24 protein-coding genes and 1 tRNA gene are annotated in these 26,558 nt (G+C 31.6%); 3 read left to right on the top strand and 22 right to left on the bottom strand.

The genetic code is table 11. The annotated features are described in order from the left end of the window. The coding region (locus tag ABWO04_RS03745; RefSeq protein ID WP_353077439.1) for a PH domain-containing protein at positions 1-336 on the bottom strand (336 nt) is incomplete at its 3' end. 49 nt (positions 337-385) lie between these two features. Continuing rightward, on the bottom strand, positions 386-757 hold the full coding sequence (locus ABWO04_RS03740; protein WP_353077437.1) for an MmcQ/YjbR family DNA-binding protein: 372 nt from the start codon (positions 755-757) through the stop codon (positions 386-388). 95 nt (positions 758-852) lie between these two features. Between ABWO04_RS03740 and ABWO04_RS03735 the strand changes: the two genes are divergently transcribed. After that, positions 853-2,475, top strand: coding sequence for an NADP-dependent glyceraldehyde-3-phosphate dehydrogenase (locus ABWO04_RS03735; protein ID WP_353077435.1), 1,623 nt, complete (start codon positions 853-855; stop codon positions 2,473-2,475). A 31-nt stretch (positions 2,476-2,506) separates the two neighbouring features. On the opposite strand, the gene ABWO04_RS03730 is transcribed toward ABWO04_RS03735, so the two are convergent. The 5 genes from ABWO04_RS03730 to ruvC form a co-directional block, all read right to left on the bottom strand. Then, positions 2,507-3,259 (bottom strand): cyclase family protein, encoded by a 753-nt coding sequence (locus ABWO04_RS03730; RefSeq protein ID WP_353077433.1) that lies wholly within the window; start codon positions 3,257-3,259, stop codon positions 2,507-2,509. 53 nt (positions 3,260-3,312) lie between these two features. Continuing rightward, complete coding sequence (locus tag ABWO04_RS03725; RefSeq protein ID WP_353077431.1) at positions 3,313-3,690, bottom strand: GxxExxY protein; 378 nt, start codon at positions 3,688-3,690, stop codon at positions 3,313-3,315. Between the two features lie 66 nt (positions 3,691-3,756). Next, complete coding sequence (hemW, locus tag ABWO04_RS03720; RefSeq protein WP_353077429.1) at positions 3,757-4,890, bottom strand: radical SAM family heme chaperone HemW; 1,134 nt, start codon at positions 4,888-4,890, stop codon at positions 3,757-3,759. A gap of 67 nt (positions 4,891-4,957) precedes the next feature. Continuing rightward, positions 4,958-5,326, bottom strand: coding sequence for a four helix bundle protein (locus ABWO04_RS03715; protein ID WP_353077427.1), 369 nt, complete (start codon positions 5,324-5,326; stop codon positions 4,958-4,960). A gap of 67 nt (positions 5,327-5,393) precedes the next feature. Continuing rightward, positions 5,394-5,948 (bottom strand): crossover junction endodeoxyribonuclease RuvC, encoded by a 555-nt coding sequence (gene ruvC, locus ABWO04_RS03710; RefSeq protein WP_353077425.1) that lies wholly within the window; start codon positions 5,946-5,948, stop codon positions 5,394-5,396. 118 nt (positions 5,949-6,066) lie between these two features. Between ruvC and ABWO04_RS03705 the strand changes: the two genes are divergently transcribed. Then, a complete protein-coding gene (locus ABWO04_RS03705; RefSeq protein WP_353077423.1) occupies positions 6,067-6,996 on the top strand; it encodes a hypothetical protein in 930 nt (309 codons plus the stop codon). Here the strand turns inward: ABWO04_RS03705 and ABWO04_RS03700 are convergent. The 12 genes from ABWO04_RS03700 to mvaD all read right to left on the bottom strand — a co-directional run bounded on the left by ABWO04_RS03700 (position 6,993) and on the right by mvaD (position 22,190). After that, a complete protein-coding gene (locus ABWO04_RS03700; protein ID WP_353077421.1) occupies positions 6,993-7,469 on the bottom strand; it encodes a hypothetical protein in 477 nt (158 codons plus the stop codon). The genes ABWO04_RS03705 and ABWO04_RS03700 overlap by 4 nt on opposite strands. Positions 7,470-7,620: 151 nt before the next feature. Further along, a complete protein-coding gene (locus tag ABWO04_RS03695; protein WP_353077419.1) occupies positions 7,621-10,332 on the bottom strand; it encodes a T9SS type A sorting domain-containing protein in 2,712 nt (903 codons plus the stop codon). 324 nt (positions 10,333-10,656) lie between these two features. Then, positions 10,657-10,730, bottom strand: a tRNA-Asp gene (locus ABWO04_RS03690). 86 nt (positions 10,731-10,816) lie between these two features. After that, positions 10,817-11,743, bottom strand: coding sequence for a DUF58 domain-containing protein (locus ABWO04_RS03685; RefSeq protein ID WP_353077418.1), 927 nt, complete (start codon positions 11,741-11,743; stop codon positions 10,817-10,819). A gap of 102 nt (positions 11,744-11,845) precedes the next feature. Continuing rightward, complete coding sequence (trxA, locus tag ABWO04_RS03680) at positions 11,846-12,163, bottom strand: thioredoxin (protein WP_166125498.1); 318 nt, start codon at positions 12,161-12,163, stop codon at positions 11,846-11,848. Positions 12,164-12,307: 144 nt separating this feature from the next. Then, positions 12,308-16,834: a DNA polymerase III subunit alpha gene (gene dnaE, locus ABWO04_RS03675; RefSeq protein WP_353077416.1), complete on the bottom strand. Its 4,527-nt coding sequence runs from the start codon at positions 16,832-16,834 to the stop codon at positions 12,308-12,310. A 173-nt stretch (positions 16,835-17,007) separates the two neighbouring features. Beyond that, positions 17,008-17,700, bottom strand: coding sequence for a DUF6252 domain-containing protein (locus tag ABWO04_RS03670; protein WP_353077415.1), 693 nt, complete (start codon positions 17,698-17,700; stop codon positions 17,008-17,010). Positions 17,701-17,796: 96 nt separating this feature from the next. Continuing rightward, complete coding sequence (locus ABWO04_RS03665) at positions 17,797-18,672, bottom strand: pseudouridine synthase (RefSeq protein ID WP_353077413.1); 876 nt, start codon at positions 18,670-18,672, stop codon at positions 17,797-17,799. 70 nt (positions 18,673-18,742) lie between these two features. Next, a complete protein-coding gene (locus tag ABWO04_RS03660) occupies positions 18,743-19,663 on the bottom strand; it encodes a geranylgeranylglycerol-phosphate geranylgeranyltransferase (RefSeq protein WP_353077411.1) in 921 nt (306 codons plus the stop codon). Between the two features lie 75 nt (positions 19,664-19,738). After that, positions 19,739-20,677, bottom strand: coding sequence for a mevalonate kinase family protein (locus ABWO04_RS03655; RefSeq protein WP_353077409.1), 939 nt, complete (start codon positions 20,675-20,677; stop codon positions 19,739-19,741). A gap of 37 nt (positions 20,678-20,714) precedes the next feature. After that, on the bottom strand, positions 20,715-21,065 hold the full coding sequence (locus ABWO04_RS03650; RefSeq protein ID WP_353077407.1) for a four helix bundle protein: 351 nt from the start codon (positions 21,063-21,065) through the stop codon (positions 20,715-20,717). A gap of 9 nt (positions 21,066-21,074) precedes the next feature. Next, complete coding sequence (mvaD, locus tag ABWO04_RS03645) at positions 21,075-22,190, bottom strand: diphosphomevalonate decarboxylase (protein ID WP_353077405.1); 1,116 nt, start codon at positions 22,188-22,190, stop codon at positions 21,075-21,077. A 91-nt stretch (positions 22,191-22,281) separates the two neighbouring features. Between mvaD and ABWO04_RS03640 the strand changes: the two genes are divergently transcribed. After that, positions 22,282-22,755, top strand: coding sequence for a TspO/MBR family protein (locus ABWO04_RS03640; RefSeq protein ID WP_353077403.1), 474 nt, complete (start codon positions 22,282-22,284; stop codon positions 22,753-22,755). Here ABWO04_RS03640 and ABWO04_RS03635 read toward each other — a convergent pair. The 3 genes from ABWO04_RS03635 to ABWO04_RS03625 all read right to left on the bottom strand — a co-directional run bounded on the left by ABWO04_RS03635 (position 22,752) and on the right by ABWO04_RS03625 (position 26,453). Beyond that, complete coding sequence (locus ABWO04_RS03635) at positions 22,752-23,960, bottom strand: BaiN/RdsA family NAD(P)/FAD-dependent oxidoreductase (RefSeq protein ID WP_353077401.1); 1,209 nt, start codon at positions 23,958-23,960, stop codon at positions 22,752-22,754. The two genes, ABWO04_RS03640 and ABWO04_RS03635, sit on opposite strands and share 4 nt — an antisense overlap. A 50-nt stretch (positions 23,961-24,010) precedes the next feature. Next, positions 24,011-24,412 carry a hypothetical protein gene (locus tag ABWO04_RS03630; protein ID WP_353077399.1) on the bottom strand — a complete coding sequence of 134 codons (402 nt, stop codon included), beginning with the start codon at positions 24,410-24,412 and terminating at the stop codon, positions 24,011-24,013. A gap of 127 nt (positions 24,413-24,539) precedes the next feature. Then, positions 24,540-26,453, bottom strand: coding sequence for a S9 family peptidase (locus tag ABWO04_RS03625; protein WP_353077397.1), 1,914 nt, complete (start codon positions 26,451-26,453; stop codon positions 24,540-24,542). Positions 26,454-26,558 lie beyond the last annotated feature (105 nt).

Raw genomic sequence — 26,558 nt, 5'->3', positions numbered from 1 at the left:
TGGTAAATATTCTACCGTATGTGTTAAATCGGTTTTCGTTGAAAAAGAAAAATCGGCACCTAAAAAACCTTCTTTTACAAATGTTCCGGCAATATCATCCCAATCGTAATCCATAAATTCCATAGATAACCCTAAATTTTTAGGTTTGCATAAAATAATGCGTTTATTAGTTACCACAATACTATCAGGTAAAACGGTAATTGCGGGTTTTTTCTGAACCGCTATATAACCTACTTCTTCATTAGACATTAATAAATTTTCCAATTTAGAGGTAATTTTTTCAATCGCTTTAGGATCTTGGTCTTCGTTTAATATTTTTTTTAAATTGTCAATCATTTTCTGTTTAGTTTTTTAGTTGATGGATTGTTGATATCAAAAGTAATGCCTAATTTTCAGATTCTTGAATTTCAGATTGGATTTTTTTAGTTAAACTATTAAAAACCAAATCATACGAGTCATTAATTAACTGGCACATCATTTTATCATTCACATCAGAATGAAATTCAATCGTATTCCAATGTTTTTTACTCATATGATAGCCTGGTTGAATGGCTTCATATTCCGCTCGAAGTACTTCTGCTTTATCTGGTTCGCATTTTAAATTTAAACTTGGCTCATTACTTTCCCATTGTTTTAAGGAAGTTAAACAAAACATTTTTCCACCTACCTTAAAAACCAAAGTATCTTCATCGAACGGAAAATGTTCGGTTACTCCTTTTTTCGATAGGCAAAATTCGTATAGTTGTTGAATGTTCATGTTTTCAAAAATAAATAAAATTTATGAGTTGTTGAACCTTTATTAATTTTAAAAAGGTTAATTTTAATTATTATTCACTTTTTTTCACAAAAAAAATGCAAAACTATATCACTAAAAATCAGCTTTTTACTGTTTTTTCTTCAGTGAATTCTAAAGAAATTCCATTTATTAATCAAGATGAATATTTGGTTAACGGAGCATTCAAATCTTGGGATGGACCATTCAATGAAATACATGCTGCGATTTGCAAACCAACTTCTGATGAAAATTTAGAACGTATTTTAATTGGAAAGATTCCGAAAACGGGCTTACCAGAAGCATTTGAATGTTTAGAAAGTGCCGAAAAAGCATATGATAATGGTTTTGGAGAATGGCCTATGTTTTCTGTTGAAAAAAGGATTTCTCATGTGGAACATTTTGTAGGCGAAATGCTTAAATTGAGAACAGAAGTTGTAAATTTATTGATGTGGGAAATTGGGAAATCTGAAAAAGATTCTGAAAAGGAATTTGACAGAACCATAAAATACATTTACGACACCATTGAATCATTAAAAAAATTAGAACGAAAATCGGCTGCTTTTACTATTGAAGAAGGCGTTATTGGTCAAATTCGTCGTTCGCCTTTAGGAATAACTTTGTGTATTGGGCCTTATAATTACCCTTTGAATGAAACATATACTTTGTTAATTCCAGCCTTAATTATGGGTAATGTAATTTTGTTTAAACCGCCAAAACACGGATGTTTGTTGCATTACTGTTTATCAAAAGCCATAGAAAAAAGTTTTCCGAAAGGAGTTGTAAATTATCTTTACGGAAAAGGAAGTGAAATTGTTGAACCGTTAATGAATACAGGCAAAATTAATGTTTTAACCTTAATAGGTTCAAGTAAAGTTGCCTCTGACATTAAAAAAGCACATCCAAAAGTAAACCGATTACGAGCAATTTTAGGATTGGATGCTAAAAATCCAGCGATAGTTTTAGAAAATGCCAATATAGAAAATGCTATAGAAGAATGTCTTTTAGGAAGTTTGTCTTTTAATGGACAACGCTGTACAGCCTTAAAAATATTATTTGTTCACGAAAATATCAAAGATGAATTTATAAAAAAATTCTGCGAAAAAGTAGATGCTTTAAAATTTGGAATGCCTTGGGACGAAAAAGTGCAAATTACGCCTTTGCCAGAGGAAGAAAAATTCAAGTATTTAAATGATTGCATAGCCGATGCCGAAAGTAAAGGTGCGAAAATTATGAATGAAAATGGCGCTATCCAAAATGGTACTTTGTTTTTCCCAGCGGTACTATATCCTGTTATTGATGGGATGAAATTGTATCGCGAAGAACAATTTGGACCAATTGTACCTATTGTTTCATTTAAAGAATTACAAGAACCGATTGATTATATGATTACATCAAATTTTGGACAACAAGTGAGTATTTTTGGAACGGACACTCACGAAATTTCACATTTAATTGATGGGTTGGTCAATCAAGTTTCACGTGTAAACCTTAATGTTCAGTGTCAACGTGGTCCTGATACGTTCCCATTTACAGGTCGAAAAGATTCTGCTGAAGGAACGCTTTCGGTTTATGATGCACTCCGTTCTTTTTCGATACGAACAGTTGTAGCCACTAAAGAAAACAAGGACAACAAAGCTATTATTAATAAAATTGTAACTGAAGGAGAGTCAAACTTTTTATCTACGAAGTTTATTTTTTAAATTTTAGATGTATTTCAAAAGTAATTGAAAATTAATGAATGGCATATAAAACTGGTTTGCTCGGACTTGCATCATTTTCAAAAGAGGCAATTTGCAAATTCAATAAATAAGTGCCGTCAGAAACGGAATCGTCTACATAAATTAGTTCTGTAATTGTGCAATCTAAACGGGCATCATCGTTTAAAATTGTCGTGTTTTTTACATTCCAAAACGCTTTGTGTGCCAATAATTTGCCTTCGTCTTCTTCTCTATCTACACTTGGTAAATCAATTAGCAGATGTTTAATTCCGATTTCTCGAATGTAAGTTGCGGCTTCTTCTAACAAATACGGCGGATTGGTATGCGAATAGTTTTTAGATTTTTTATCGGAATTATTTGAAAGGGTGCGAATGATTATTGCCTCAGGCGTTTTTCCATTTAAAGAATTTTCAATTTGACTTTTCGTGATTACAAAATCGTCATTTCTTACTTCTGGCGAAATAGAAACCAATTCCGCCATAAAAAAAAACTGTTTCAAACACTGATTAATCGAATAAAAATCGTGGGTTATATGTCCTAAACACTCGGTATGCGTCCCGTGACCGTGTGGATTGAAAAATATATTATTGAAATTGGTTGAACTTCCTTCCGATACTTTTCCGGTCCAATTTTCAAAAGTCACGGGTTCAATTACCGGTTTTTCAATATACCAAGCAATCGGATTGGCATCCGTATTAGATAAAGGTAAAGAAATATCAATGGGTTTTGATAAGTCGATGTTGAAGTTGTTTATAATTGCTTTCATTGTTTTTTTAACCGCAAAGCTCGCAAAGTATTACGCAAGGTTCGCAAAGATTTTTAAAGGTTATTTGCTATTCTTTTTATTCCATCTTTTACTAATTTCACATTGAAGTTAATTAGCATACCTAATTTGCAATTTGTTAATTTTAAATAGGTTAATAATTGAGCAAAATGAACTTCATTTAAACTTTCAACTGATTTAATTTCAATAATTAATTTGTCTTCTAAAATAATATCTAATCTATAACCAATATCTAATTTTATTTCTTCATAAATAAGTGGTAACGCTTTTTGCTTCTCAACTTTTATTCCCGTTTTATTTAATTCATAAAACAAACATTCTTCATAGGCGCTTTCTAAAAGGCCTGGACCTAAATTCTGATGTACTTTTAATGCTGCATCAAAAACAATTCTTGATAATTCATTTTCTGTCATATTTATCATTTTGGCTTATATAAAATTGCGAGCTTTGCGCAACACATTGCGAACCTTGCGGTTAAACTATTCCAAATTTAATAAAAACAAATCACTTGCGATGCCATCACTTAAAAATTTTCCTTTTTTAGTGGTCTTTAAAATATTATTTTCAACTGTTAACAAATTATCTGAAATATATTTTTCTGCTTGTTGGTGCAAATACTCCAAATAGCGGCTTCCAAATTCGGTTTCAATTTTATCTAAAGAAACGCCCCAAATGGTTCGTAAACCCGTCATAATATACTCATTATACTGATCTGTTTTTGATAAAATTTCTGTTTCTGATGGAACTTTATTTTCTGCAATTGCTTTCAAATACAATGAATTATTTGACACATTCCAACTTCTACTTTTCCCATTAAAACTATGTGCAGACGGACCGATTCCAATGTATTTTTTACCTAACCAATAAGCGATGTTATTTTTTGAAAAATAATCTGGTTTACCAAAATTTGACAATTCATAATGTACAAAACCATTTTCTTGCAATTTGTCAATTAAAATATGAAAATGTTGTTGTGCTAAATCGTCATCTAAAGTAGAAATAGTTTCCGATTTTATCATTTTATACAATGCCGTTTTTGGTTCCACCGTTAAGGCATAACTGGAAATATGTGGGATATTGAAACTTAGTGCCGTTTTAATGTTTTGAAGCCATTTCTCATTACTCATATTTGGCATTCCGTAAATTAAATCGATGGAAATATTATCAAAATATTGTGTAGCAACTGCTAAACATCTTTTAGCTTCTTCCGAGTTGTGTGCACGATTCATAAGTTGTAAATCATCTTCAAAAAAAGATTGAATACCAATGGATAAACGATTTATTGGCGAATTGGCATATTTAAGAATCGTTTCTTCATCTAAATCGTCTGGATTTGCTTCTAAAGTAATTTCTGGATTCTCAATTACATTATAATTTTTGTAAACGGAATGAATCAAAAATCGTATATCGTCAATTGACAAAACGCTTGGTGTTCCTCCACCAAAATAAATGGTTTCTACTTCTTCATTTTGAAATTCATCTTTACGAAGTTCCATTTCTTTCGCCAAAGCCAACACCATTTCCTCTTTCTTCTTCATTGAGGTGGAAAAATGAAAATCGCAATAATGACACGCTTGCTTGCAAAAAGGTATGTGAATGTAGATGCCGCTCATTTAAAAGTGTTCAGTGTTCAGTTTTTAGTGTTCAGTTTTTAGTGTTCAGTTTAAATTAGATATAATGCTATTTCTTCACTCCAAATTTTTCTGGATTTAAAATCATAAAATTAATAAGTTTACCAATTTCATTACTTTTTAAAAGTAAACTATTATATTCTAATTCAGAAATATATTCACATTTAAAAGAAAACTCTAACCAACCTTGAGTTTCAGAATTTTCAGCATCAGAATCGGTTAATTTACTGTGAAAATGTTTTGGATATTCCCTTTTTCTATAAGCTTCAGCAATTGTTATTGGCACGCTTCTAGAACTTCTTCTAATTTGATCCGTTAAGGAATACATTTCTTCTTTTGGAAACTTTTTTGTTGTTTCGAATATTTCCATTGCTAATGAAAATGCTTTTTGATAGGCGAATAAATCTTGGAACTTCATATAAACTTATTTTATTTTCTAATGCAAAACGGGCAAAGTCTGAACACTAAAAACTGAACACTGAGCACTATTTTCTAATTTTATCTTCATTATTCTTCACAAAAGCATCCCAACCCGAATAACTTGTGGTTCCCACCACTTTTCCTGTATTGAAAAAATGACAAACCGCAGCAGCTAAACCGTCTGTAGAATCGAGGTTTTTTGGTAAGGTTTTTAGCCCTAATAGTTGTTGCAACATTTTAGCTACTTGTTCTTTACTGGCGTTTCCATTTCCAGTAATGGCCATTTTTATTTTCTTGGGTTCGTATTCCGTAATTGGTATTTCTCTTGATAAACCTGCGGCCATTGCTACGCCTTGTGCTCTTCCTAATTTTAGCATCGATTGCACATTCTTTCCAAAAAAGGGTGCTTCAATGGCAATTTCATCAGGATGATAGGTGTCAATTAATTCGATAGTTCGCTCAAAAATTCGTTTCAACTTCATATAATGATCGTCCATTTTATTGAGTTGTAATTCGTTTAACTGAATAAACTCCATTTTTTTATTTACCACACGGATGAGTCCGAAACCCATAATTGTAGTTCCTGGATCGATACCGAGAATGATGCGTTCGTTTGACATATTTTTTACACAGATATTCACAAAGTCAGTCGCAAAGTAACGCTAAATTATTTTGTGTCTCTCTGAGATACTTTGTGTAACTCTGCGAAATAACTCTTAATTTTCTTTTCTTTGCAAAATGATTTCAAACAAAACTAAACAATATCTCACACTTATAATAAAACTTACGATTGTTTTTGGTGCTTTTTATTTTATATATGACAAATTAGCTCACGATGACAAACTGAGTTGGACTCAATTTTCAGGGATACTACAACATAAATTTACTCTTTCTTGGTTAATTTTTATGTTAGTTTTTAGTGTTCTAAATCGGTTTTTAGAAATTTTGAAATGGAAAAATTTAGTTGAAGTAGTTGAAAGAATTTCGCTTTACACGGCTACAAAACAAGTTTTAGCTGGTGTAACTGCAGGACTATTTACTCCAAACGGAATTGGTGAATATGCTGGAAAAGCGCTTTATTTTCCAAAAAACGAAACCAAACGAATTTTATTTTTAAACGTAATTTGTAATGGAATTCAATTAATTATTGCTGTTTTATTCGGATTAATTGGGCTTTTATATTTGGGTTATACGCTTTACTTTATTGTACTTATAACCAGTATTTTTTTCATTGGTGTTTTTATGTTTTTGACAAAAAACGCAAATATAAAAGGCTATTCAATAAAATTATTTTTAGAAAAAATTGGTGAAATACCTAAAAGAACACATCGAAAAAACATAGTGTTAGCTGTTGCAAGATATATAACCTTTTCGCATCAATATTATTTTTTGTTTGTGTTGTTTGGTGTGAAAATTGACTATTTTACGTTAATGGCTACAATAACTGCGGTATATTTTATTGCCAGTTCGTTGCCGTCTTTTCAATTTTTAGATTTTGTTGTAAAAGGAAGTGTGGCGATTTGGTTTTTCAATAAATTACACATTGATGACTACGTAGTTTTGTTTATCAGTACTTTTATGTGGCTGGCAAATGTAGTTTTACCTGTATTAATTGGGAGTTATTTTGTGTTGATTTTTAAACCGAAAAAAGTTGAAATAAAAAATTAGTCTTCTTTATTTAAAATAACGGGAAGTTGAAATTCAGATTTTACAGGAACACCTCTTTTTATAGCTGGATTAATTTTCGGAAAATCAGTTAATCGCAATTGAAAAATACTATCTAATTGCACTTTATTATAAGCAATTGAATCCGAAATAATGGCTTCAAAATTGACATCCGAATTTGAAGAAATAATTACTTTTACTTGAATGGTATCTAATTGCGGAAACAATTTAGCAATACTATCATCTTTCAATTTAGAATGTAATTGATATGACAACGTTTCATAAAAACAACTTTGTTTACTGTACGTATCAGATAAAGAATCGCAAGCTGTAAATGAAGGAAATTCATCTACTTGTTTCCAATTTATTTTTTTGAGTTCTTGTTCTAATAATACGTTTTCATCTGGCACTTTCTTATCGAAAAACTGACACGATTGTAATAAAAATATTAGAAAAAAAGCAATTACTTTATTCATTTTGATTTTCAACTATTTAGATTTTCAAAAATACAATATTATAGAATATCTTTTATTGATTTTTATATTTTTATTCGAAGTATTGCAAATCCTTACTTTTAGACATAAAAAAATCCCGAATAAATCGGGATTTTTTCTTATTTTATAAAGATTATCTTTTTACAATCTTATGAATACTTTTTTGATTATCTGCTGAAATAACTTCTAATACATATAATCCTGGAGTATAATTTGTTAAATCAATTTCTGTAGTAGAAACCGTTACTTTTTTATTGGTAAGTTTTTTACCTAATAAATCGTAAACATTTACTTCAGAAATAGTTTGATTATTTTTAGATTGAATATTCAATATTGAATTCGTTGGGTTTGGATATACCATAAACTCATTAGTATTAAATGATTCTGATTCTAAAAGAGCCACAAATTCAGTTGTAAACGTATTTGTTACAATTGCTGGGTTATAGTCAAAATAAATGGATGCCGCGTTTGGAATAATATCGCCAACAGCATACCCCGCTTTTGGTTTAATTTTGAAAGTTACATATCCTTTTCCAATGGTAGAATTGGCAACTGAAACTGGCAATTGAATATTATTAAATTTCCAATTCAATTCTGTACCTACTCGGTCTAATTCATATGCATGACTAGAACTAATCATGGATAATGTACTTTCATCTAATTTACTATTTAATACATCATTGATTCTTACATTAATAGCACTAGCATTACCTGTATTTTCAAAACGGATTGTGTAGTATAAATAATCGTTAGAAGTGAAACTAGAGTGTAATATTTGAGGGCCACGTGCTTCCATTTTATCATTTGGATCGTAAGCATTTACAACCAATTGAGTTAATGTGTTACTGTTGTTTTCAAGTACTACATCACCAGTTACAGGGACGATTGAAGCTTGACTTACCAAATAATCATTCGCATTTACAGTTGGTATAGTTGGCACTAACATAATAACGTTAATTGTTCTAACTTCAAAAGGTAATAAGTTAGTGAAGTTATAAGTAAATCCAGTTGCTGCACTTGTAGTTGCTGGCGTAGTTGAAACAATTGAAACAGCACTAGGTTTAGTAAATGATAGCGTTCCAGAAGGAATAGTTTGATTTCCTAAATTCGCGTAGACAATTCTATTAATATAATTAAATCCTGGTCTTGGCGCATTAAATGGCACAACCGCAATTCCTAAATCGTTATAATTTTGAAGCGAAGTCACTGGAAAATTATACGTTGTCATTCCAGCTCCAGTTGGAGTTAAATTTAAAAACTGAGATGGATTAACATTATACATTGTTGCATATGCAGGATTTACTACAAAAGAAACATCATATGAATTAGTAGTAACCATATCATAAATACTAAATGATCCTGTTGGTGCAATTACATTATGAACCACGCCATTATCATTTTTCTCATATGTAAACTTTCCTAATGGGAAATTCACTTCGCCAGTATCTTTTGTACCGTTATTGTTTGAATCTAAAAAGGCATTAAATGTAAAACCAGTACAGTTAATTACACCAGTAGAAGTTGACAAATTATTAATAGTTACAAATCCATTTTGATTTGAGAAATTAGTAACCATCATTAAATAATATTGTCCCGCCTGTGCATTTTGAATAATAGGATACTCTGTAGGAGAAGCGGAATAACTACAACTTACAATGTTATTTGGACCTACTAAGTTACAACTTGAAGTACCGCTAGTAAAAGGACCATAAATGATATAATCAACGTCTTGATTGTTATAACTAGGCGCGTTATTTCCTTGAGTAATTACTAAATTTATATTTCCAGAAGCGCTAATAGGTAAATAGAACCAATTTGGATTAGGTGTAGTTCCTAAACATCCAGAAGCACCAGTACTTGCAACGCTTATTGTGTTTGTAAATGGTACACCTAATGAATTACACAATAAATTAGCATTTGCACAAGAAGAAGCTAAATTACAATTAGATTGTGCAAAAACAGTTCTTGGATAGATTTTGTCACATGCATCACTAATAATTTCTCTTATAAAAATGGTACTACTTGAAGCTGAAACTGGAACTACAAAATTAGTAGCCGGTGTTAATGGGTTGACTTGATTTTGTGCTGCAACTAAAGTTGGATAATAAACTAGTGTATTATTTGTATTAATAACTGCTTGAGATGTAGTTAAATCAAATACCACTTGTTGGTCGTTATTGTCATCACATTGCACCATAGGGTTTAACGCTGGCATAACTTGATAGTCAACTGCATTTATTGTAAATCCACTAACTTGCATCATATTACCTGAAGAAATTTCTGTAACTCTTGAAAATACAGTGTAACTTCCTAAATTCACACAATGTGGGCTTACTAGAGGATTAGCACCAGAAACAGCATCTGCTTGAGAAGAATGATATGTTACTGTATATAAATTTGCAGGTTGATTGGCTAAAATATTTTGAGTATTACTTGCTAAATTGAAACATCCAAATCCGTTTGTTACACAAGATGTCATACTTTGAGGTTGACCAAACTGAGGCGGACAAGGCAAAGTGGTAAACGTAATTGTAACACTTGGTCCACTAATAACATTAGGTGAGCAGACCGAAACAATTTGAGCTGTGCAAGTTGTTCCGCAAGGTAAACCTGTTAAAACAAATGGACTCGTTTGTGCAGCAAAATTTCCAGCAACAGTTCCATTCATATTTAATTGAATGTTGTAATCTGAAGTAGTTGTTGTAGTATTCGGCACCCAAGAAAGTGTAGCAGAATTGTTTGTAATATTTGACACAAAAACATTCGTAGGCGGCAAACATTGAGCGCTAACAAAGTTAATGGCTACACTCAAAAGAACTAATAATACAAGTAATTTTTTCTTCATTTTATATATTTTAATTATTTTTTCATTTATTTAAGTGGCTAAATATAAGTAAATTATATATAAAAAAGTAATTATGTAGAAAAAAATAGACAAAATGAAAAAAACTATAATGAAATAGATCTTTTAAATATTAGTTTAAAAGAAATAATGAAACGTGTATAAATCAAAAAAGCCATCCACAAAAGTGGAAAGCTTTTCATCGGTCTAACTACTAAACCTTTGTCCGCCAAGGCGGACTAAACAACACAACTACGTTTCTCTTGAAGACTCAAGATTATTGGGCAAAAAAGCATTCTAATTTCTTAGAATGCTTCCCAAATGTTGCGGTCTGGACGGGACTCGAACCCGCGACCCCCTGCGTGACAGGCAGGTATTCTAACCAACTGAACTACCAAACCGTTGCTGTAATGCGAGTGCAAATATACTACAGTTTTTGTAACTTGCAAATATTTTAATAAAAAAAATCCGAAATAACATCCATTACTTATCCAAACTTCTGTTTTTCAACTAAATATGTTGTTAGTATTTTTTCGAAATTTTCATCCACTGAAACTGGAACATATTTAATTTTATAGGAAGCGCAAGTATTTGCTATGTTTTCAAAATAAGTATTTACTACTTTTTCGTAACTTTCTTTCATGTTTTCGGCAAATACGTTTACTTCTTCACCTGTTTCCATATCAATAAACTTCCTTGGAGTGTTGTCAAAATTAAAATTCAACTCTGTTTTTTTATCAAAAATATGAAACAAAACTACTTTATGTTTGTTGTGCTTCAAATGTTGTAAGGCATTAAATAATTTTTCATTATCGCCTTCAATAAGCATATCTGTAAATAAAATAATCATCGAACGACGATGGACTTTTTCTGCAATTTGATGAAGAAATGTGATGGTATCGGTTTTTTTGGATTCTTTTGGGAAGTTTAGTAGATTTTCAAACTGATTTAAAATCATTCTATGATGGCGTTCGCTACCTTTTTCTGAAGCATAATATTCATACGTATCAGAATATATAGAGACCCCGACTGCATCGCGTTGTTTTTTTAATAAATTCATCAATACAGCCGCGGCTAAAACAGAAAATCCAATTTTACTTTCAGAAAAATTTTGATTGTTTTTTAATTTTGGATAATGCATAGATGATGAATTATCGATAATTAAATGACATCGTAAATTGGTTTCTTCTTCAAATTTTTTAGTATATAGCCTATCCGTTTTGGCAAATAATTTCCAATCTATATGTTTGGTACTTTCACCTTGATTATAAATTTTATGTTCGGCAAATTCGGCAGAAAACCCGTGAAATGGACTTTTATGCATACCCGAAATAAAACCTTCAACTATTTGATTAGCCAAAAGTTCTAAATTTTTAAATTGGGATATTTTTTCGAGTTGCGATTCTAAATTCATATCGTAAATATAGGAAAAGATTTTAAATTCTGTATGAAAGTTATTTGTAAAAAAAAGGCTCAACTTCCGTTGAACCTTTTGTATTATGTGTTTTTCAATTGATTATAGTAATGCGTCGATTGCATCAGTATAGGTTTTTTTAGGAGCTACTCCTACTTGTCTTCCAACTACTTCTCCGTTTTGAAACACTAATACAGTTGGAATGTTTCGTACACCATATTTTGCAGCAAATTCTTGATTTGCATCAACATCTACTTTACCAACAACGGCTTTTCCTTCGTATTCTGTAGCTACCTCATCAATAACTGGTCCAACCATTCTACAAGGTCCACACCAAGCTGCCCAAAAATCTACTACTACTGGTTTGTCTGATTTTAATACTACTTCTTCAAAAGTAGCATCTGTAATTGCTAATGCCATATTTTTATATTTATTTTTTTTATACTGTAATTATTATACTGCGAAAGTAGAAAATATATTTAAGCTTTGAAAAAAATTATGATTTCTTTTACCTATTTAAAGATTAGTAAAATCAATTTATAGGTTTTTTACGAATTGAATTCATTAATTCAATTTAAAATTAATTTGCATTTTTTCTAAAGCATCTAATAATTCTTTTGAAATACTAATTTTTAATTTTCTACTTGGCATTTCAAGTTTATTCTTAACAATCGTTTCTTCAATTTCTTCCATCTGATTTTCTACTATAGTTTCCGTCAAATTTTCTACCTCATCGTCTGATTCTATAATAATTTCGTCTGAAATTTCATCATTTATCTCCATTTCTCGTTTCACAAACCGTTTCACTTTCTCTAATTCTAACACTTCGAAAGTAACGTTATAATTGCCTTGATAATTAGAAAAAAGAGCTTTTAAGTTGGAAATAAGTTGCTCTTTTAATTCTTCAACTGGCAATTGAATGGTTAATTTTTTTGCAAAATCTGGCAAAACATCTTGTAAACTCTGAAGATGTGTAAAATTAATTCTTGGCTCTGATTTTTTTCCGGTATCTTTATTTGTCCAGCCTTCTTTCACGAAAATTTTAATATAAACAAATTGGTTTGCAACCAAATAATGGCGGAATTTCAAATATTCTTCATTAAAAATTCGGAATTCAAAACTTTCTTCGTACCCTTCAATATTAAACGTTGCCCAACCTTTATTTTGTTGCGTGGTGCGATGTTGCACATTGGATACAATTCCTCCAAATGATAAATTTTTACCAACTAAAGGCTCTAAATTATGTAATGCTTGCAACTTGGTATTGCAGAAATATTTCATTTCAAATTTATAATCGTCCAATGGATGACCAGAAATATAAATTCCTACAACTTCTTTTTCACGAGATAATTTTTCTAAGGTATTCCATTCTTCACAAGGCGGCACAGTTGGTTCGGCAATTTGGACATCGGATGCATCACCAAACAAACTCACTTGAGAAGAGTTTTCGTTTTCTTGAAACTTCGCTCCAAAACGCATTGCTTTCTCCAAAAAGGAACTATTATCGCCATCGGTATGAAAATACTGAGCACGATGCGTATCGCCAAACTCATCAAAACCACCTGCTAATGCTAAATTTTCGAATGCTTTTTTATTGGCTGCACGCAAATCAATTCGTTTTGCTAAATCGAAAATAGACTTAAAACGGCCTTCTTTTCGCACTTCAACTATTGTTTTTACTGCGTTTTCTCCAACACCTTTAATTGCTCCCATTCCGAATCGAATAGCATTATTATCATTTACCGTAAACTTGTAAAACGATTCATTAACATCTGGACCTAAAACTTCTAAGCCCATTCGCTTGCATTCTTCCATAAAAAAGGAAACCGATTTGATATCGTTCATATTATTTGAAAGCACCGCCGCCATATATTCTGCAGGATAATGAGCTTTTAAATAGGCTGTTTGATAAGCAATCCAAGCATAACAAGTAGAGTGCGATTTGTTGAATGCATAACTCGCAAACGCTTCCCAGTCTTTCCAAATTTTCTCTAATATTTTAGCATCGTGTCCTTTTTCTTCTGCTTGCGCGATGAATTTAGGCTTCATCTTATCCAAGACCGGTTTGTCTTTTTTACCCATTGCTTTACGAAGTACGTCGGCATCACCTTTTGTAAATCCAGCCAATGATTGAGATAAAAGCATTACTTGCTCTTGATATACGGTAATTCCGTAAGTTTCTGCTAAATATTCTTCACAAGCATCTAAATCATATGCAATAGGTTCTAAACCATTTTTTCTTCGAACGAAAGAAGGAATATATTCTAACGGACCTGGTCGATATAATGCATTCATCGCAATTAAATCTCCAAAAACCGTTGGTTTTAAATCTTTTAAATACTTTTGCATTCCTGGCGATTCGTATTGAAAAATACCTACCGTTTCACCACGTTGGAATAATTCGTATGTTTTTTTATCGTCAATTGGAAAGGTATCGGGATCTAAATCGATATTTCGTTTGTATTTTACGAGCTTAACTGTATCTTTTATTAGTGTTAAGGTTTTTAAACCTAAGAAGTCCATTTTTAACAAACCTGCACTTTCGGCTACTGCATTATCAAACTGCGTAACATATAAATCCGAATCTTTTGCTGTGGTTACAGGTACGAAATTGGTAATATCATCTGGCGTAATAATTACCCCGCAAGCGTGAATTCCTGTATTTCGAAGCGACCCTTCTAATATTTTTGCTTGTTGAATGGTTTCTCCAGAAAGTTCGCCTTGATTGGCAATTTCGATTAATTCTTTTACGCGGTCAAATTCATCTGAACGAACCGCTTTTTTAACCTCTTCTTCTTTTTCCGATAGAAATCGTGCTAAATTCCATTTTCCTGGCATCATTGCTGGAATTAATTTCGCAATTCTATCTGCTTCGAATAAAGGCAAATCTAAAACTCGTGCCGTATCTCGAATAGCTGATTTAGTGGCCATTTTTCCATACGTGATAATTTGCGCCACTTGATTAGAACCGTATTTTTTAATTACATAATCCATTACTCGACCTCTGCCTTCATCGTCAAAATCGATATCAATATCGGGCATCGATACACGGTCGGGATTTAAAAAACGCTCAAAAAGCAAATTGTATAATAACGGATCAATATTCGTAATCCACAAACAATACGCAACAACTGAACCCGCTGCAGAACCACGACCTGGACCGACAGAAACGTCCATTTTTCGGGCTTCGGCGATAAAATCCTGTACAATTAAAAAATAGCCAGGATAACCTGAATTACTAATTGTTAATAGTTCGAAATCAATACGTTCTTTAATTTCATCTGTGATTTCACCATAACGTTTTTTGGCTCCTTCATAGGTTAAATGTCGTAAATAAGCATTTTCGCCTCGAACACCTTTATCTATTATGTCTTCAGGATCCTGAAATTCTTCTGGAATATCAAATTTTGGAAGTAATACATCTCGCGAAAGCGAATATATTTCAATTTTATCTACAATTTCTTGAACATTACTAATAGCTTCTGGTGATTGCGGAAACAATTTTTTCATTTCATTTGTCGATTTGAAATAATATTCCTGATTTGGCAATCCAAAACGGTATCCACGACCACGTCCAATTGGCGTGGCTTGTTTTTCACCTTCTTTTACACATAATAAAATATCGTGTGCGTTGGCATCTTCTTTATTGATGTAAAACGTGTTGTTTGTAGCAATTAGCTTTACATTATGTTTTTTAGAAAATTGAATTAGCGTAGTATTTACTGCTTTTTCATCCTCCTGATTGTGATTCATTAATTCGATATATAAATCGGTGCCAAATTGCTCTTTCCACCATAATAAGGCTTCTTCAGCTTGATTTTCTCCGAGATTCAGAATTTTATTTGGCACTTCACCATATAAACTTCCCGTTAAAACAATAAGGTCTTCTTTATATAGTTTGATTAATTCTTTATCAATACGAGGCACGTAGTAAAAACCATCCGTGTATGCTTTTGATGACAGTTTTGCTAAATTATGATATCCTTTTTTATTCTTAGCTAAGAAAACAACTTGATATCCGTTGTCTTTATTTGATTTGTCTTTATGATTGTTACATACAAAAAATTCGCATCCCACAATTGGTTTGATGACGGTTTCTGTTGGTTGTTCGCCAACTTCAACTAATTCCTTGTTTTTGGCTTCCGCCGATTTATTATGATTTAGAATTCCACTTACAAATTGAAAAGCACCCATCATATTTCCTATATCTGTAAGGGCAACTGCTGGCATTTTCTGCTTTATTGTGTTTTCAATCAAATTAGGAATCGAAATGGTAGATTGCAAAACCGAAAACTGCGAATGATTGTGCAAATGCGCAAAGGCAACATCTGAAATATCTTCTAAATCTTCTGGTAAGATATCAATGTCTTTCGGAAGTTGTTGTTGTACTTTTTCTCTTAAAGTGGCTGAAGCCAGTTTTAAATTTACGTGTTTTAATCCGATTGGTTTTACATCTGAATTATTAGTTTTGAATGCTGCATAATAATCTTCAGAAACAGGTAATTCGTTTGAATTAAAATTTCCACGTTTTACTAATTCTAAAAAACAACGCGTTGTGGCTTCTACATCGGCAGTCGCATTATGAGCTTCTGCAAATTTTTCTTGAAACAAATATTCGTGTAATTCTGTTAATGTAGGCAGTTTAAATTTTCCACCGCGTCCACCAGGTAATTTTAATAATAAAGCCGTAGTTTCAGTACACGTATCTAAAATGGGCATTTTAGCTAAATCGGTTGCTATTCCAAATCGATGAAATTCGCAACCCATAATATTCACATCAAAACCTACATTTTGCCCTACAATATATTTGGCTTGAGATAAAGCAATATTAAATTTTTCAAGGATTTCACTTAAACCAAAACCTTCTTGATTGGCTAATTCTGTTGAAATTCCGTGAATTCTTTCTGCATCAAAGGGAATGTTATATCCTTCTGGTTTAATTAAATAATCTTGATGTTCGATTAGGTTACCCATATCGTCATGTAATTGCCAAGCAATTTGCACACAACGAGGCCAATTGTTAGTGTCTGTTATTGGAGCAGACCAACTTTTAGGTAATCCTGTGGTTTCGGTATCGAAGATTAAATACATAAATTATAAATTCCAAATTAATAAATTCCAAATCTCAAAACTATACTACATTTTAAAAAAGTGAAAGATTTCAAAAATACAATTTATCTTTTTTTATGGCAATTTTAGTTATTAACAAAAACAAAAAACCACTCCTGAATGAAGTGGTTATTAGTAATATATGTTTAAAATTTTTATAAAATTGGCACTTTATAAAAAATCCCTTTATTAAAATTTACAACTGTTCCTTGTTCGTCAACTGCATTAAATTTAAACGTTCCTGAATACAAGTTTCCTTCAATTTTTTCAATTTCAACTTCTCCATTACTTTTTGATACATTTAAAACAGTAACTTTAGCATTGCCATTACCACCATTTATGGTAATCAAATCTCCTGGCTCATATCCTACTCCTCTACTTACAATAGTAGCTCCTGTAACGGCACCTGAACTATTGGTTTGAATTTTTAATGTTAATCCGTTTCCTGAACCTCCTGTTGTAGTTACATTGTTTCCGTTTAAAGCTGCATATCCTGTACCAGGAATAGTTACGCCTTCTAATTTAAAAACAGGACCTTCAATTAATGCTGTTTCAAAGTATAATAATGATTGCTGATTGCTATATGAATACGTTGCATTTACACCTTGATTTGTAGTTCCTAAATAATGTGTGCCAACTGTATTTGGCACTGTTATAGTAACCATTTCATTATCTTTATATGCATTTATTGTAATCGTTCCGCCTGGATTTGCAGTGATTTTTGTATCTGAAGCACGCCATGCAATATTATCTTTTTCACCTAAAAATGCTGGTAAATTAGTTTTAATGTCATTTTCACACGACACTAACAGTATGACAAGGGCAACAATTTGAACTATTTTTTTCATTATACTTTTATTAAATAAGGAAGTACAAATATATATTTTATTTTAATATTATTGATATATGAAACAAAAAATCCGCCTTGAAAAAGACGGATTTTTTTAATTATTTTTTAAATTAACAACTTCTTGTTCTGTTAAAACTCTCCAATTGCCTCTTGGTAAATTCTTTTTGGTTAATCCAGCAAAAACCACTCGGTCTAATTTAATTACATTATACTTTAAGTGTTCGAATATATTTCGAACCACTTTTACATTTGATGTTTTCATTTTTACACCAATTTCACTTTTAGCTTCTCCGTCTATATAAGTTACTTCTTCAACATACACTTTATGTCCTTCAATAGTAATACCACTTTGAATTTTTTCTAAATCTTCGTATTTTAAGTTCTTATCTAAAGAAACTTGATAGATTTTTGACGAACGTTGATTTGGTGTTGTAAATTTTCGAACCATATCTGGATCATTTGTAAACAACAACAAGCCTGTTGTGGTCTTATCCATTCTTCCAACAGGTTCTAATCTTACATTTGAAGGCGATTTGATTAATTGCAACACGTTGTTTGCACCTTGGTCATTCTTCTCAGTTGAAAAATTCTTAGGTTTGTTTAATAGAATGTATTCTTTTTTCTCCGGCGTAATGTTCACGCCATCAAAATTAACCACATCGGTTAGTTTTACTTTGTGTCCCATTTCTGTAACCACTTCGCCGTTTACTTTTACGTTTCCGCTTTGAATATAAATATCGGCATCTCTACGACTACAAACTCCTGAATTTGCTACATATTTATTCAATCTGATTTCATCTTTATCAGATTTTATTTTAACTACTTGTTGTTTTGGCTTGTCTGTTCTATTGAACTTTGGAGCAGGTTTATTTTCTGAAGAAAAAGATTTTCCTGATTCGTTTTTCTTAAAATCTGGTTTTTTACTTTCCGAAACTTTACCGCTTCTTTTGGCTCCTGACGATTTTCTCATGCTTTTATTTTTTTGCAAAGATAGTCAATTTAAGTGAGAAGTAAGAAATTGGTAGTTAGAAGCCGACTCACTATCGAATTAATAGTAATTTTTGACCGTTTTCAATAACATCTGGTTTAATTAGTACGATACAAATTACTCCTGCTAAAAGAATTATCTTTAGTAAAAAATGAAGTTTAATATAATCTACTTTTCCTTCCGACTTCCATAATTTCAAAACAAAAATTAGAAGTAAAATATAACTTGAATAAAAATAAATATCCATGTAGCCTACATCGAACACATTAATAAGAAAATAAACAGGAACGATTGTAAACAATAGCAATAATGAAATAATTTTTTTAGCAAAATTTTCACCAAAATTGACGGAAATGGTTTGATAATTATTCGATAAATCGCCTTCAATGTTTTCTAAATCTTTAATCATTTCACGAATTAATATTATTAAAAATAAAAATGTAGCGTGCGCAAAAATTACTTGATAAAAGTTTTTGAAATATAATAAAATTCCGAAAAAGGGTAAAACAGCTAACAGAGAAGCTGAAATATTTCCTATGAAAAGTATTTTTTTTAGCTTGTGCGAATACAACCAAATACTAAAAATATAAACCGAAAAAAACAAAGCCGCTCGCCAAGAAACAATAAAACCAAATAAAGCAGAGAAAAAATTTAAAGTAAAATAAACTTGAAGTTGGGTTTTCTGACTGACTAATCTGTCCAAATACGATTTTTTAGGACGATTGATAATGTCTTTTTTAGCATCATAAAAATTATTAATAATATACCCCGAAGCAATGGCAAAAGTAGACGCCATTACTAAAAGAAATAATCTCCAATCTAAAATAATGTCTAACGCTCTTCTTTCTGAAGCTAAAATAAAAATAGCAGATAAATATTGTGCCAATGCAATTACAAAAACGTTGTACCCACGAGCCACAGAAAAGAAACTGAAGATTTTAGTAAGTACTAATTTAGAGTTGCGACTTAGCATTTTTTTGTGGTGAAGGGCTTGGGGTTTGGGGTTTGGGGTTTTCTTAAACCTTATACCCTATTCCTCATACCTGTTTTAAAACTGATAAACCATTTCTAATTTATAATCTTTTAAAGATTTTTTAGCTTTTTCGAAATCTTGTGTGAAGCCTAAGATATAGCCACCGCCACCAGAACCACACAATTTTAAATAATAATCGTTGGTTTCAATTCCGTTTTGCCAAATTTGGTGAAATTGTTCCGGAATCATAGGTTTGAAATTACTTAAAACTACTTTAGATAACTCTTTAGTGTTTTTAAATAACGATTTCATATCGCCTTGTAAGAAGTTTTCCACACAAGAATCGGTATATTTAATAAACTGAGATTTTAGCATTTTTCTAAAACCTTGGTCTTTTAAATTTTCCATAAAGATATTTACCATTGGAGCTGTTTCGCCAACAATTCCTGAATCTAATAAGAAAACTGCGCCTTTTCCAGTTGCTGATTGACTTGGAATTCCAGCGGCTTCAATGTTATCTTTTGAATTGATAAGAATTGGCAAACTTAAGTAACTATTTAATGGATCTAAACCAGAACTTTTTCCATGGAAAAAGGATTCCATATTAGAAAAAATTGATTTTAATTGCAATAATTTTTCTCTGGTTAAGTTTTCTAAAACGGTAATTTTATTCGCAGCATATTTATCGTAAATCGCAGCTACTAAAGCGCCACTACTTCCTACTCCATAACCTTGTGGGATACTTGAATCAAAATACATTCCGTGGTTAACGTCGTTTTGTAATAACTCAATATTAAACGTTACTAAATCTGGTTGTTCCGTTTGCAATTGCTTTAAATAAGCAACGAACTTCACTAAACTTTGATTTGATTTTTTGGCTTCATCTGTCGTATTTTCATCGGACTTTAACGCGCCTTTGTAAAAATTATAAGGTATTGAAAGTCCTTTAGAATCTTGTATGATTCCATATTCTCCGAAAAGTAATATTTTTGAGTAAAAAAGTGGTCCTTTCATAATTTTTAATTGACAATTAATAATTAACAATTGATAACTATTGTTTCTTTGAAGTATTAATTATACTTATGAGTAATTTTAATAATTCAATATTTTTATTTTTTAAATTCTGAAACAACTCATCACTTAAGTAATTTGTTTCATAAAGCAAATCTAACCAATATTCTGTTTCATTTGCTTCTTTTAATGAAATTGAAAGTTTATTTATAAAATCTGCTTTACTTTGTGCGTGTTCTGCTTCCCGAATATTAGCGCCTATTGATGTTCCTGATTTTAATAATTGCCTTGACAACACAAACTCTTTTTTATCTGCAAGATTTTTGTAAAGATACACAATTTCCTTTGCAAATTCGAAAGATTTTTCTTTTATAACATTTTGCTTTTCCATTATCAATTGTTAATTATTAACTATCAATTGACTCCCATTTCCAATTTCATCACAAATGTACTGACCATTTTGACAATAGCCAACTAATTCGTGCTGAATAAATTGCAATACTTTTTCTTTTACATTCTCAGGATACAATACGTGTACATTAGCACCAGCATCTAACGTAAAACAAACCGGAGTTTGTGTTTCACTTCTGAACTTCCAAATTTTATTAATAATTTCTAATGTATTTGGTTTCATTAAAATAAAATAAGGCATCGACGTCATCATCATTGCGTGTAATGTCAACGCTTCACTTTCTACCAAACTCATAAATTCCGTTACGTTTCCTGATTCTAATAACGTAACAATTTTAGCAATATTATGATGTGCTTGATCAAATCGTTGTTCAGCAAATGGATGGTTGTGCATTAAATTATGTCCAACAGTACTCGAAACTTGTTTTTCGCCTTTATCAACTAACAAAATCGTATCTTGAAAATTATGAAAATTCGGATGCATATTTTCAAATGCTACCCCAAATAAGTCGGAACTATTTTTTATGGTTTCATTTTTTCCCCACGCAACAACGTTACCAATAATACTTCTGCAAGCACTTCCTGAACCTAATCGTGCTAAAAAAGAAGCTTTTGAATAAAAATAATCATCGGAAATTTCAGGTTTTAACGCCTTTTCTAAACTCATTATATTCATTGCAAGTGCTGCCATTCCTGAAGCAGAAGAGGCAATCCCAGAACTATGCGGAAAAGTATTTTGGGTATCAATTGTAAAATGATATTCTTTTAAATACGGGCAATATTTATAAATTCTTTCGAAAAACTTTTGAATTTTAGGTTTAAAATCTTCTTTTGGTTTTCCTTCAAATAACAAATCGAATGAAAAATCACGCTGTACTGAGTTTATCGAAGTATCCTTTTCAGCTTTAGAAGAAATCGCAACTGATGTAATGGTTTTACAATTTTTCAACGTAAAACTAATCGATGGATTGGCAGGGATTTGATCACCATTTTCTTTTTTTCCCCAATATTTCACCAAAGCAATATTACTTGGCGCACTCCACGAAAAAGATGCCGCTTCTATTGAATTATAATTTGAAATAATGAAGTCTAAATCAGAATACATAAAAAATATTTTTTACAAAGATAGAAAAGGAAGTTAAAACTTGGCGGTTAGATATCAGAAGTTTTGAATATCTTTGAATAAAATTATCAAAATGAAAAAGTATTTAAGAATATCGTATTGCATAATTATTTGTTTGACCGTTGGTTTTTTCTCAGGAAAAATTACACAATCGTCTATAACCACTTGGTATCCTACTCTTATAAAACCTGTATTTAATCCACCAAATTGGATTTTCGCACCTGTTTGGACGTTACTTTACATTTTTATGGGAATTGCAGCAGGATTAATTTGGAATGAAATTGAAAAGAAACCAAAAGAAGTTAAAATAGCGTTACAATATTTTATTTTTCAATTGGGATTAAATGCGTTATGGTCCTATTTATTTTTTGGATTACAAAATCTACTATTAGCCTCAATTGAAATTATTTTATTGCTATTGGTTATGTTAGAATGTTATAAATTATTTAAGCCGATAAACGCAACTGCAGCAAAATTATTCATTCCTTATATTGCTTGGGTTTCTTTTGCAACATTATTGACTTTTAGTATTTTTTATTTAAATTAAATGTTCTCGGCAACTATATAGCCGCTTGTCCAAGCATTTTGAAAATTGAAGCCACCAGTTATGGCATCAATATTTACCACTTCGCCAGCAAAATAGACCTTTGGTAAAATTTTACTTTGCATCGTTTTAAAATTAATTTCTTTTAAATCGATACCGCCAGCGGTTACAAATTCTTCTTTAAACGTGCTTTTCCCGTTAACCTGAAATTCAGCTTGGGTTAACTGATTGGCTAAACTATTTATTTGTTTGTTAGTTACCTCAGCCCATTTATAATCTAAAGCAATATCAGAAGCAGTTACGATATTTTCCCACAATCGTTTTGGAAAATCAAACGGACAAAATTTTCCAATTAGTTTTTTATTGTTTTCTTCTTTAATTTCTTTTAATTGTTCGATGGCTTCATCAAAAGATACCTCATCTAACCAATTTACAAGCAGGGCAAAACAATATTTTTTATCAAACAATTCTCTTGCGCCCCAAGCGGAAAGTCTTAATATTCCGGGTCCTGAAAGCCCCCAATGTGTTATCAATAATGGCCCCGAAGATGCTAATTTTGAGTTTTTTATTTTAATGCTGGCTTGCGCCGAAAGTCCCATTAGATCTTTAATTCTTTTATCGGTAATATTAAATGTAAATAAGGAAGGAACGGGTTCGACAATTTGATGCCCCATTTGATGCATCATTTCCCAAATTTTAGGATTGCTTCCTGTCGCGACTACAATTTTATCTGCAACAAAAACATCGTGTTGGGTTTCCATTTTCCATTGTTCGTCCTTATTGAAATATAAAGATTGCACACTTTGTGAGGTAAAAACTTTGATTCCTAATTTCTTTACGTCTTTTTCAAAAGAATCAATTATCGTTTGAGAATCATCCGTAATTGGGAACATTCTGCCGTCTTCTTCAATTTTTAATTCGACACCTCTTTTTTCGAACCAATCAATTGTATCTCCAGAACAAAATTGCGAAAACGGTCCTTTTAATTCTCTTTCTCCACGTGGATAATATTTGACTAAATCGTTCGGTACGAAACACGCGTGTGTGACATTGCAACGACCACCACCAGAAATTTTAACCTTAGTTAAGCATTCTTTTCCTCTTTCGAGAATGGCTACACTAAGTTGCGGATGTTTTTCTGCAATATTTATTGCTGCGAAGAAACCGGCTGCGCCACCGCCTATAATTATGATGTTGAATTGTTGCATCTAAAAGCCTCCCTCTATCTCCCTCCAAAGGAGGGACGAATTGTTACTGTTTAATTTTTTGTATAAAATATACTATTTTGTTCTATGTAAAAAGTCTTCATTTCACATTTTAAAATTGGATTATTATCATCTAATGCAAAACACAATTCATCAAATTCTAGTTTATGGTTGTTTAAATATTTAAGCTTTAAAGTATCATTACTTATTTTATATGTTCCAGAATAATATCCCGAATTAACAATTCCAAAAACATTAGAATAAATTCTAAACGTTTTATTCTTTCTTAACAATAATTTATCAACTCCCATTTTCCAACCAGAATATGCAATTAACTCTTTTTTTGAAAATCTATTAAAAAAATCCTTTCTACGTACAATCCTATCATTTTTCTCCATTGAACCACAAGAAAAAAATATAAAAATTATAAATCCTAAAACTAAAACTTTTCTCATAATAAAATTGACTAATTAACAAATCTGATTGTTTTTTCAACAAGACCTAACAGGTTTTTGAAACCTGTTAGGTCTGAAATTAATTTTTATAATTGACTAATTGACGCATTTCCTAATTGGCACAGTATTACAACGTCTCTTTCAACCATTTAAAAAATTCACCTTGCCAAACTAAAGCATTTTGAGGTTGTAATACCCAATGGTTTTCATCTGGAAATAGTAAAAATTTACTTTTAATTCCTTTTAATTGTGCAGCTTGAAAAGCTTCTTGTCCTTGTCCTATTGGTACGCGGTAATCTTTCCCACCTTGAATAATTAAAATAGGTGTATTCCAATTATTTACCAATTTAATTGGATTGAATTCGTTGTAGGTTTTTTGTGCGATTTTATTGTCTTTTTCCCAATACGCGCCACCAGAATCCCAATTCGTAAAGAAAACTTCTTCTGTAGTTCCGTACATACTTTCTGTATTGAAAATTCCGCAATGCGAAATAAAAGTTTTGAATCTGTTTTTATGAATTCCGGCTAATTGAAATACCGAATAGCCGCCATAACTCGCACCAACAGCACCAATTCTGGTTTTATCTACATACGATTCTTTTGAAATATCGTCAATGGCTGATAAATAATCGTCCATTACTTGTCCGCCCCAATCTCCTGAAATTTGTTCGTTCCATTCTACACCGTGACCTGGCATTCCTCTTCTATTTGGCGCTACTACAATATATCCTTGTGAGGCCATAAGTTGAAAATTCCAACGAAAAGAATAATATTGCGTTAAGGCACTTTGAGGGCCTCCTTGACAATATAAAAGAGTTGGATATTTTTTTGTTTTATCGAAATTTGGTGGTAAAATCACCCAAACCAACATTTTTTTGCCATCCGTTGTGGTAACCCAACGTTTTTCGGAAGTACAGGTTGCAATTTTCGAATAGGCTTCATCGTTTACATTCGTAATTTGTTTCCAAGATTTCTTTTTTAAATCGTACGAAAACACTTCTGTAGCCCTATTATGAGTGGTTTTTGTTACTAAAACAGAATTTCCCGTAAAACCTACAATTCCGTTTACATCAAAATCGCCATCGGTAAGTTGTGTCACTACAGGAAACATTTTAGTTAACCCAATATGATTTACTTCAAAAAGTTGTTTTGTTCCTAATATAGGCGCAATAAAATAGACTTTATTTCCTTCTTTTGCCCATACAAAGCTATCAACAGTACCGTCCCAATTGGCAGTTAAATTGACATCAAAACCTTGAACTCTTACGATAATATCGTTTTTATCTGCTTCAAAACCGTCGCGTTTCATTTGCAACCAACTCAATTCGCCTCGAGGTGAAAAGGTTGGATGTGTATCGTAACCTAAATTTTTCTCCGTAAGATTTTTTGTGGTTTTTTTAGCTACATCGTACTCATATAAATCAGTATTTGTACTTGTTGCGTAGGCTGTTCCGGCTTTTTTCTTGCACACATAAATAATTTTACTCCCATCTGGTGACCAAACATAATCTTCATCACCACCAAATGGTTTTTGAGGTGCGTCATAAGGCTCATTTGGCATAATATCAATTGGCCCAAGTACTTTTTCGTTTGGTTTACCAAGTAATCCTACAAACAAATGATTGTGCGTGCCATCATTCCAAGTATCCCAATGACGATAATCTAAACCTTCATATACTTGAGCTGATGTTTTTGTTAAAGTTGGATATAAGTCGGAACCCAGTATTTTTTCAACTTTTACTTGTTGGACACTTATATATTCTTGTCCGTTTGGCGAAATACTTTTATCTGCAACTAAACCATCAATTTTATCTAAAGCAACCGAATTTCCTCCTCCAACGGGTACGGAATAATATTTAGAAACTATTTTATTTTCTTGAATATTTGGCGTGCCCACTTTGTAAATTAGCGACTTTCCATCTTTAGAAATCCCTATTGGTGTCACTCTACCTAATTGCCATAACTTTTCTGGCGTCATCATTTGTTGCGCATTTGAACTCATACTTAGTACACTGAAAATGAGAAAAATATATTTTTTCATACTGTTAAAATTTAAAACGAGGTTAAAAGTAGCACTTTTTTGAAAAAATATAACTATTTTCACGGTCTAAAATAAAAATGAAAAATGAAAAACAATAAACTCTTT

It is taken from the genome of Flavobacterium sp. (assembly GCF_040382755.1).
Taxonomy (GTDB): Bacteria; Bacteroidota; Bacteroidia; order Flavobacteriales; family Flavobacteriaceae; genus Flavobacterium.
Note: the sequence above shows the minus strand (reverse complement) of the source record. Positions and strands in the feature narration are given on the sequence as shown.

Bases quoted from the DNA above. Each gene is read 5' to 3' on its own strand.
- ABWO04_RS03650 (WP_353077407.1), bottom strand. From the start codon at position 21,065: ATGGAAAAGCAAAATGTTATAAAAGAAAAATCTTTCGAATTTGCAAAG.
- hemW (WP_353077429.1), bottom strand. From the start codon at position 4,890: ATGAGCGGCATCTACATTCACATACCTTTTTGCAAGCAAGCGTGTCAT.
- ABWO04_RS03730 (WP_353077433.1), bottom strand. From the start codon at position 3,259: ATGAAAGCAATTATAAACAACTTCAACATCGACTTATCAAAACCCATT.
- ABWO04_RS03670 (WP_353077415.1), bottom strand. From the start codon at position 17,700: ATGAAAAAAATAGTTCAAATTGTTGCCCTTGTCATACTGTTAGTGTCG.
- ABWO04_RS03640 (WP_353077403.1), top strand. From the start codon at position 22,282: ATGAAAAAGTATTTAAGAATATCGTATTGCATAATTATTTGTTTGACC.
- ABWO04_RS03700 (WP_353077421.1), bottom strand. From the start codon at position 7,469: ATGAATAAAGTAATTGCTTTTTTTCTAATATTTTTATTACAATCGTGT.
- mvaD (WP_353077405.1), bottom strand. From the start codon at position 22,190: ATGTATTCTGATTTAGACTTCATTATTTCAAATTATAATTCAATAGAA.
- ABWO04_RS03705 (WP_353077423.1), top strand. From the start codon at position 6,067: ATGATTTCAAACAAAACTAAACAATATCTCACACTTATAATAAAACTT.
- ABWO04_RS03655 (WP_353077409.1), bottom strand. From the start codon at position 20,677: ATGAAAGGACCACTTTTTTACTCAAAAATATTACTTTTCGGAGAATAT.
- ruvC (WP_353077425.1), bottom strand. From the start codon at position 5,948: ATGTCAAACGAACGCATCATTCTCGGTATCGATCCAGGAACTACAATT.
- ABWO04_RS03685 (WP_353077418.1), bottom strand. From the start codon at position 11,743: ATGAATTTAGAATCGCAACTCGAAAAAATATCCCAATTTAAAAATTTA.
- ABWO04_RS03725 (WP_353077431.1), bottom strand. From the start codon at position 3,690: ATGACAGAAAATGAATTATCAAGAATTGTTTTTGATGCAGCATTAAAA.
- dnaE (WP_353077416.1), bottom strand. From the start codon at position 16,834: ATGTATTTAATCTTCGATACCGAAACCACAGGATTACCTAAAAGTTGG.
- ABWO04_RS03715 (WP_353077427.1), bottom strand. From the start codon at position 5,326: ATGAAGTTCCAAGATTTATTCGCCTATCAAAAAGCATTTTCATTAGCA.
- ABWO04_RS03665 (WP_353077413.1), bottom strand. From the start codon at position 18,672: ATGAGAAAATCGTCAGGAGCCAAAAGAAGCGGTAAAGTTTCGGAAAGT.
- ABWO04_RS03635 (WP_353077401.1), bottom strand. From the start codon at position 23,960: ATGCAACAATTCAACATCATAATTATAGGCGGTGGCGCAGCCGGTTTC.
- ABWO04_RS03625 (WP_353077397.1), bottom strand. From the start codon at position 26,453: ATGAAAAAATATATTTTTCTCATTTTCAGTGTACTAAGTATGAGTTCA.
- ABWO04_RS03695 (WP_353077419.1), bottom strand. From the start codon at position 10,332: ATGAAGAAAAAATTACTTGTATTATTAGTTCTTTTGAGTGTAGCCATT.
- ABWO04_RS03630 (WP_353077399.1), bottom strand. From the start codon at position 24,412: ATGAGAAAAGTTTTAGTTTTAGGATTTATAATTTTTATATTTTTTTCT.
- ABWO04_RS03735 (WP_353077435.1), top strand. From the start codon at position 853: ATGCAAAACTATATCACTAAAAATCAGCTTTTTACTGTTTTTTCTTCA.
- ABWO04_RS03740 (WP_353077437.1), bottom strand. From the start codon at position 757: ATGAACATTCAACAACTATACGAATTTTGCCTATCGAAAAAAGGAGTA.
- trxA (WP_166125498.1), bottom strand. From the start codon at position 12,163: ATGGCATTAGCAATTACAGATGCTACTTTTGAAGAAGTAGTATTAAAA.
- ABWO04_RS03660 (WP_353077411.1), bottom strand. From the start codon at position 19,663: ATGCTAAGTCGCAACTCTAAATTAGTACTTACTAAAATCTTCAGTTTC.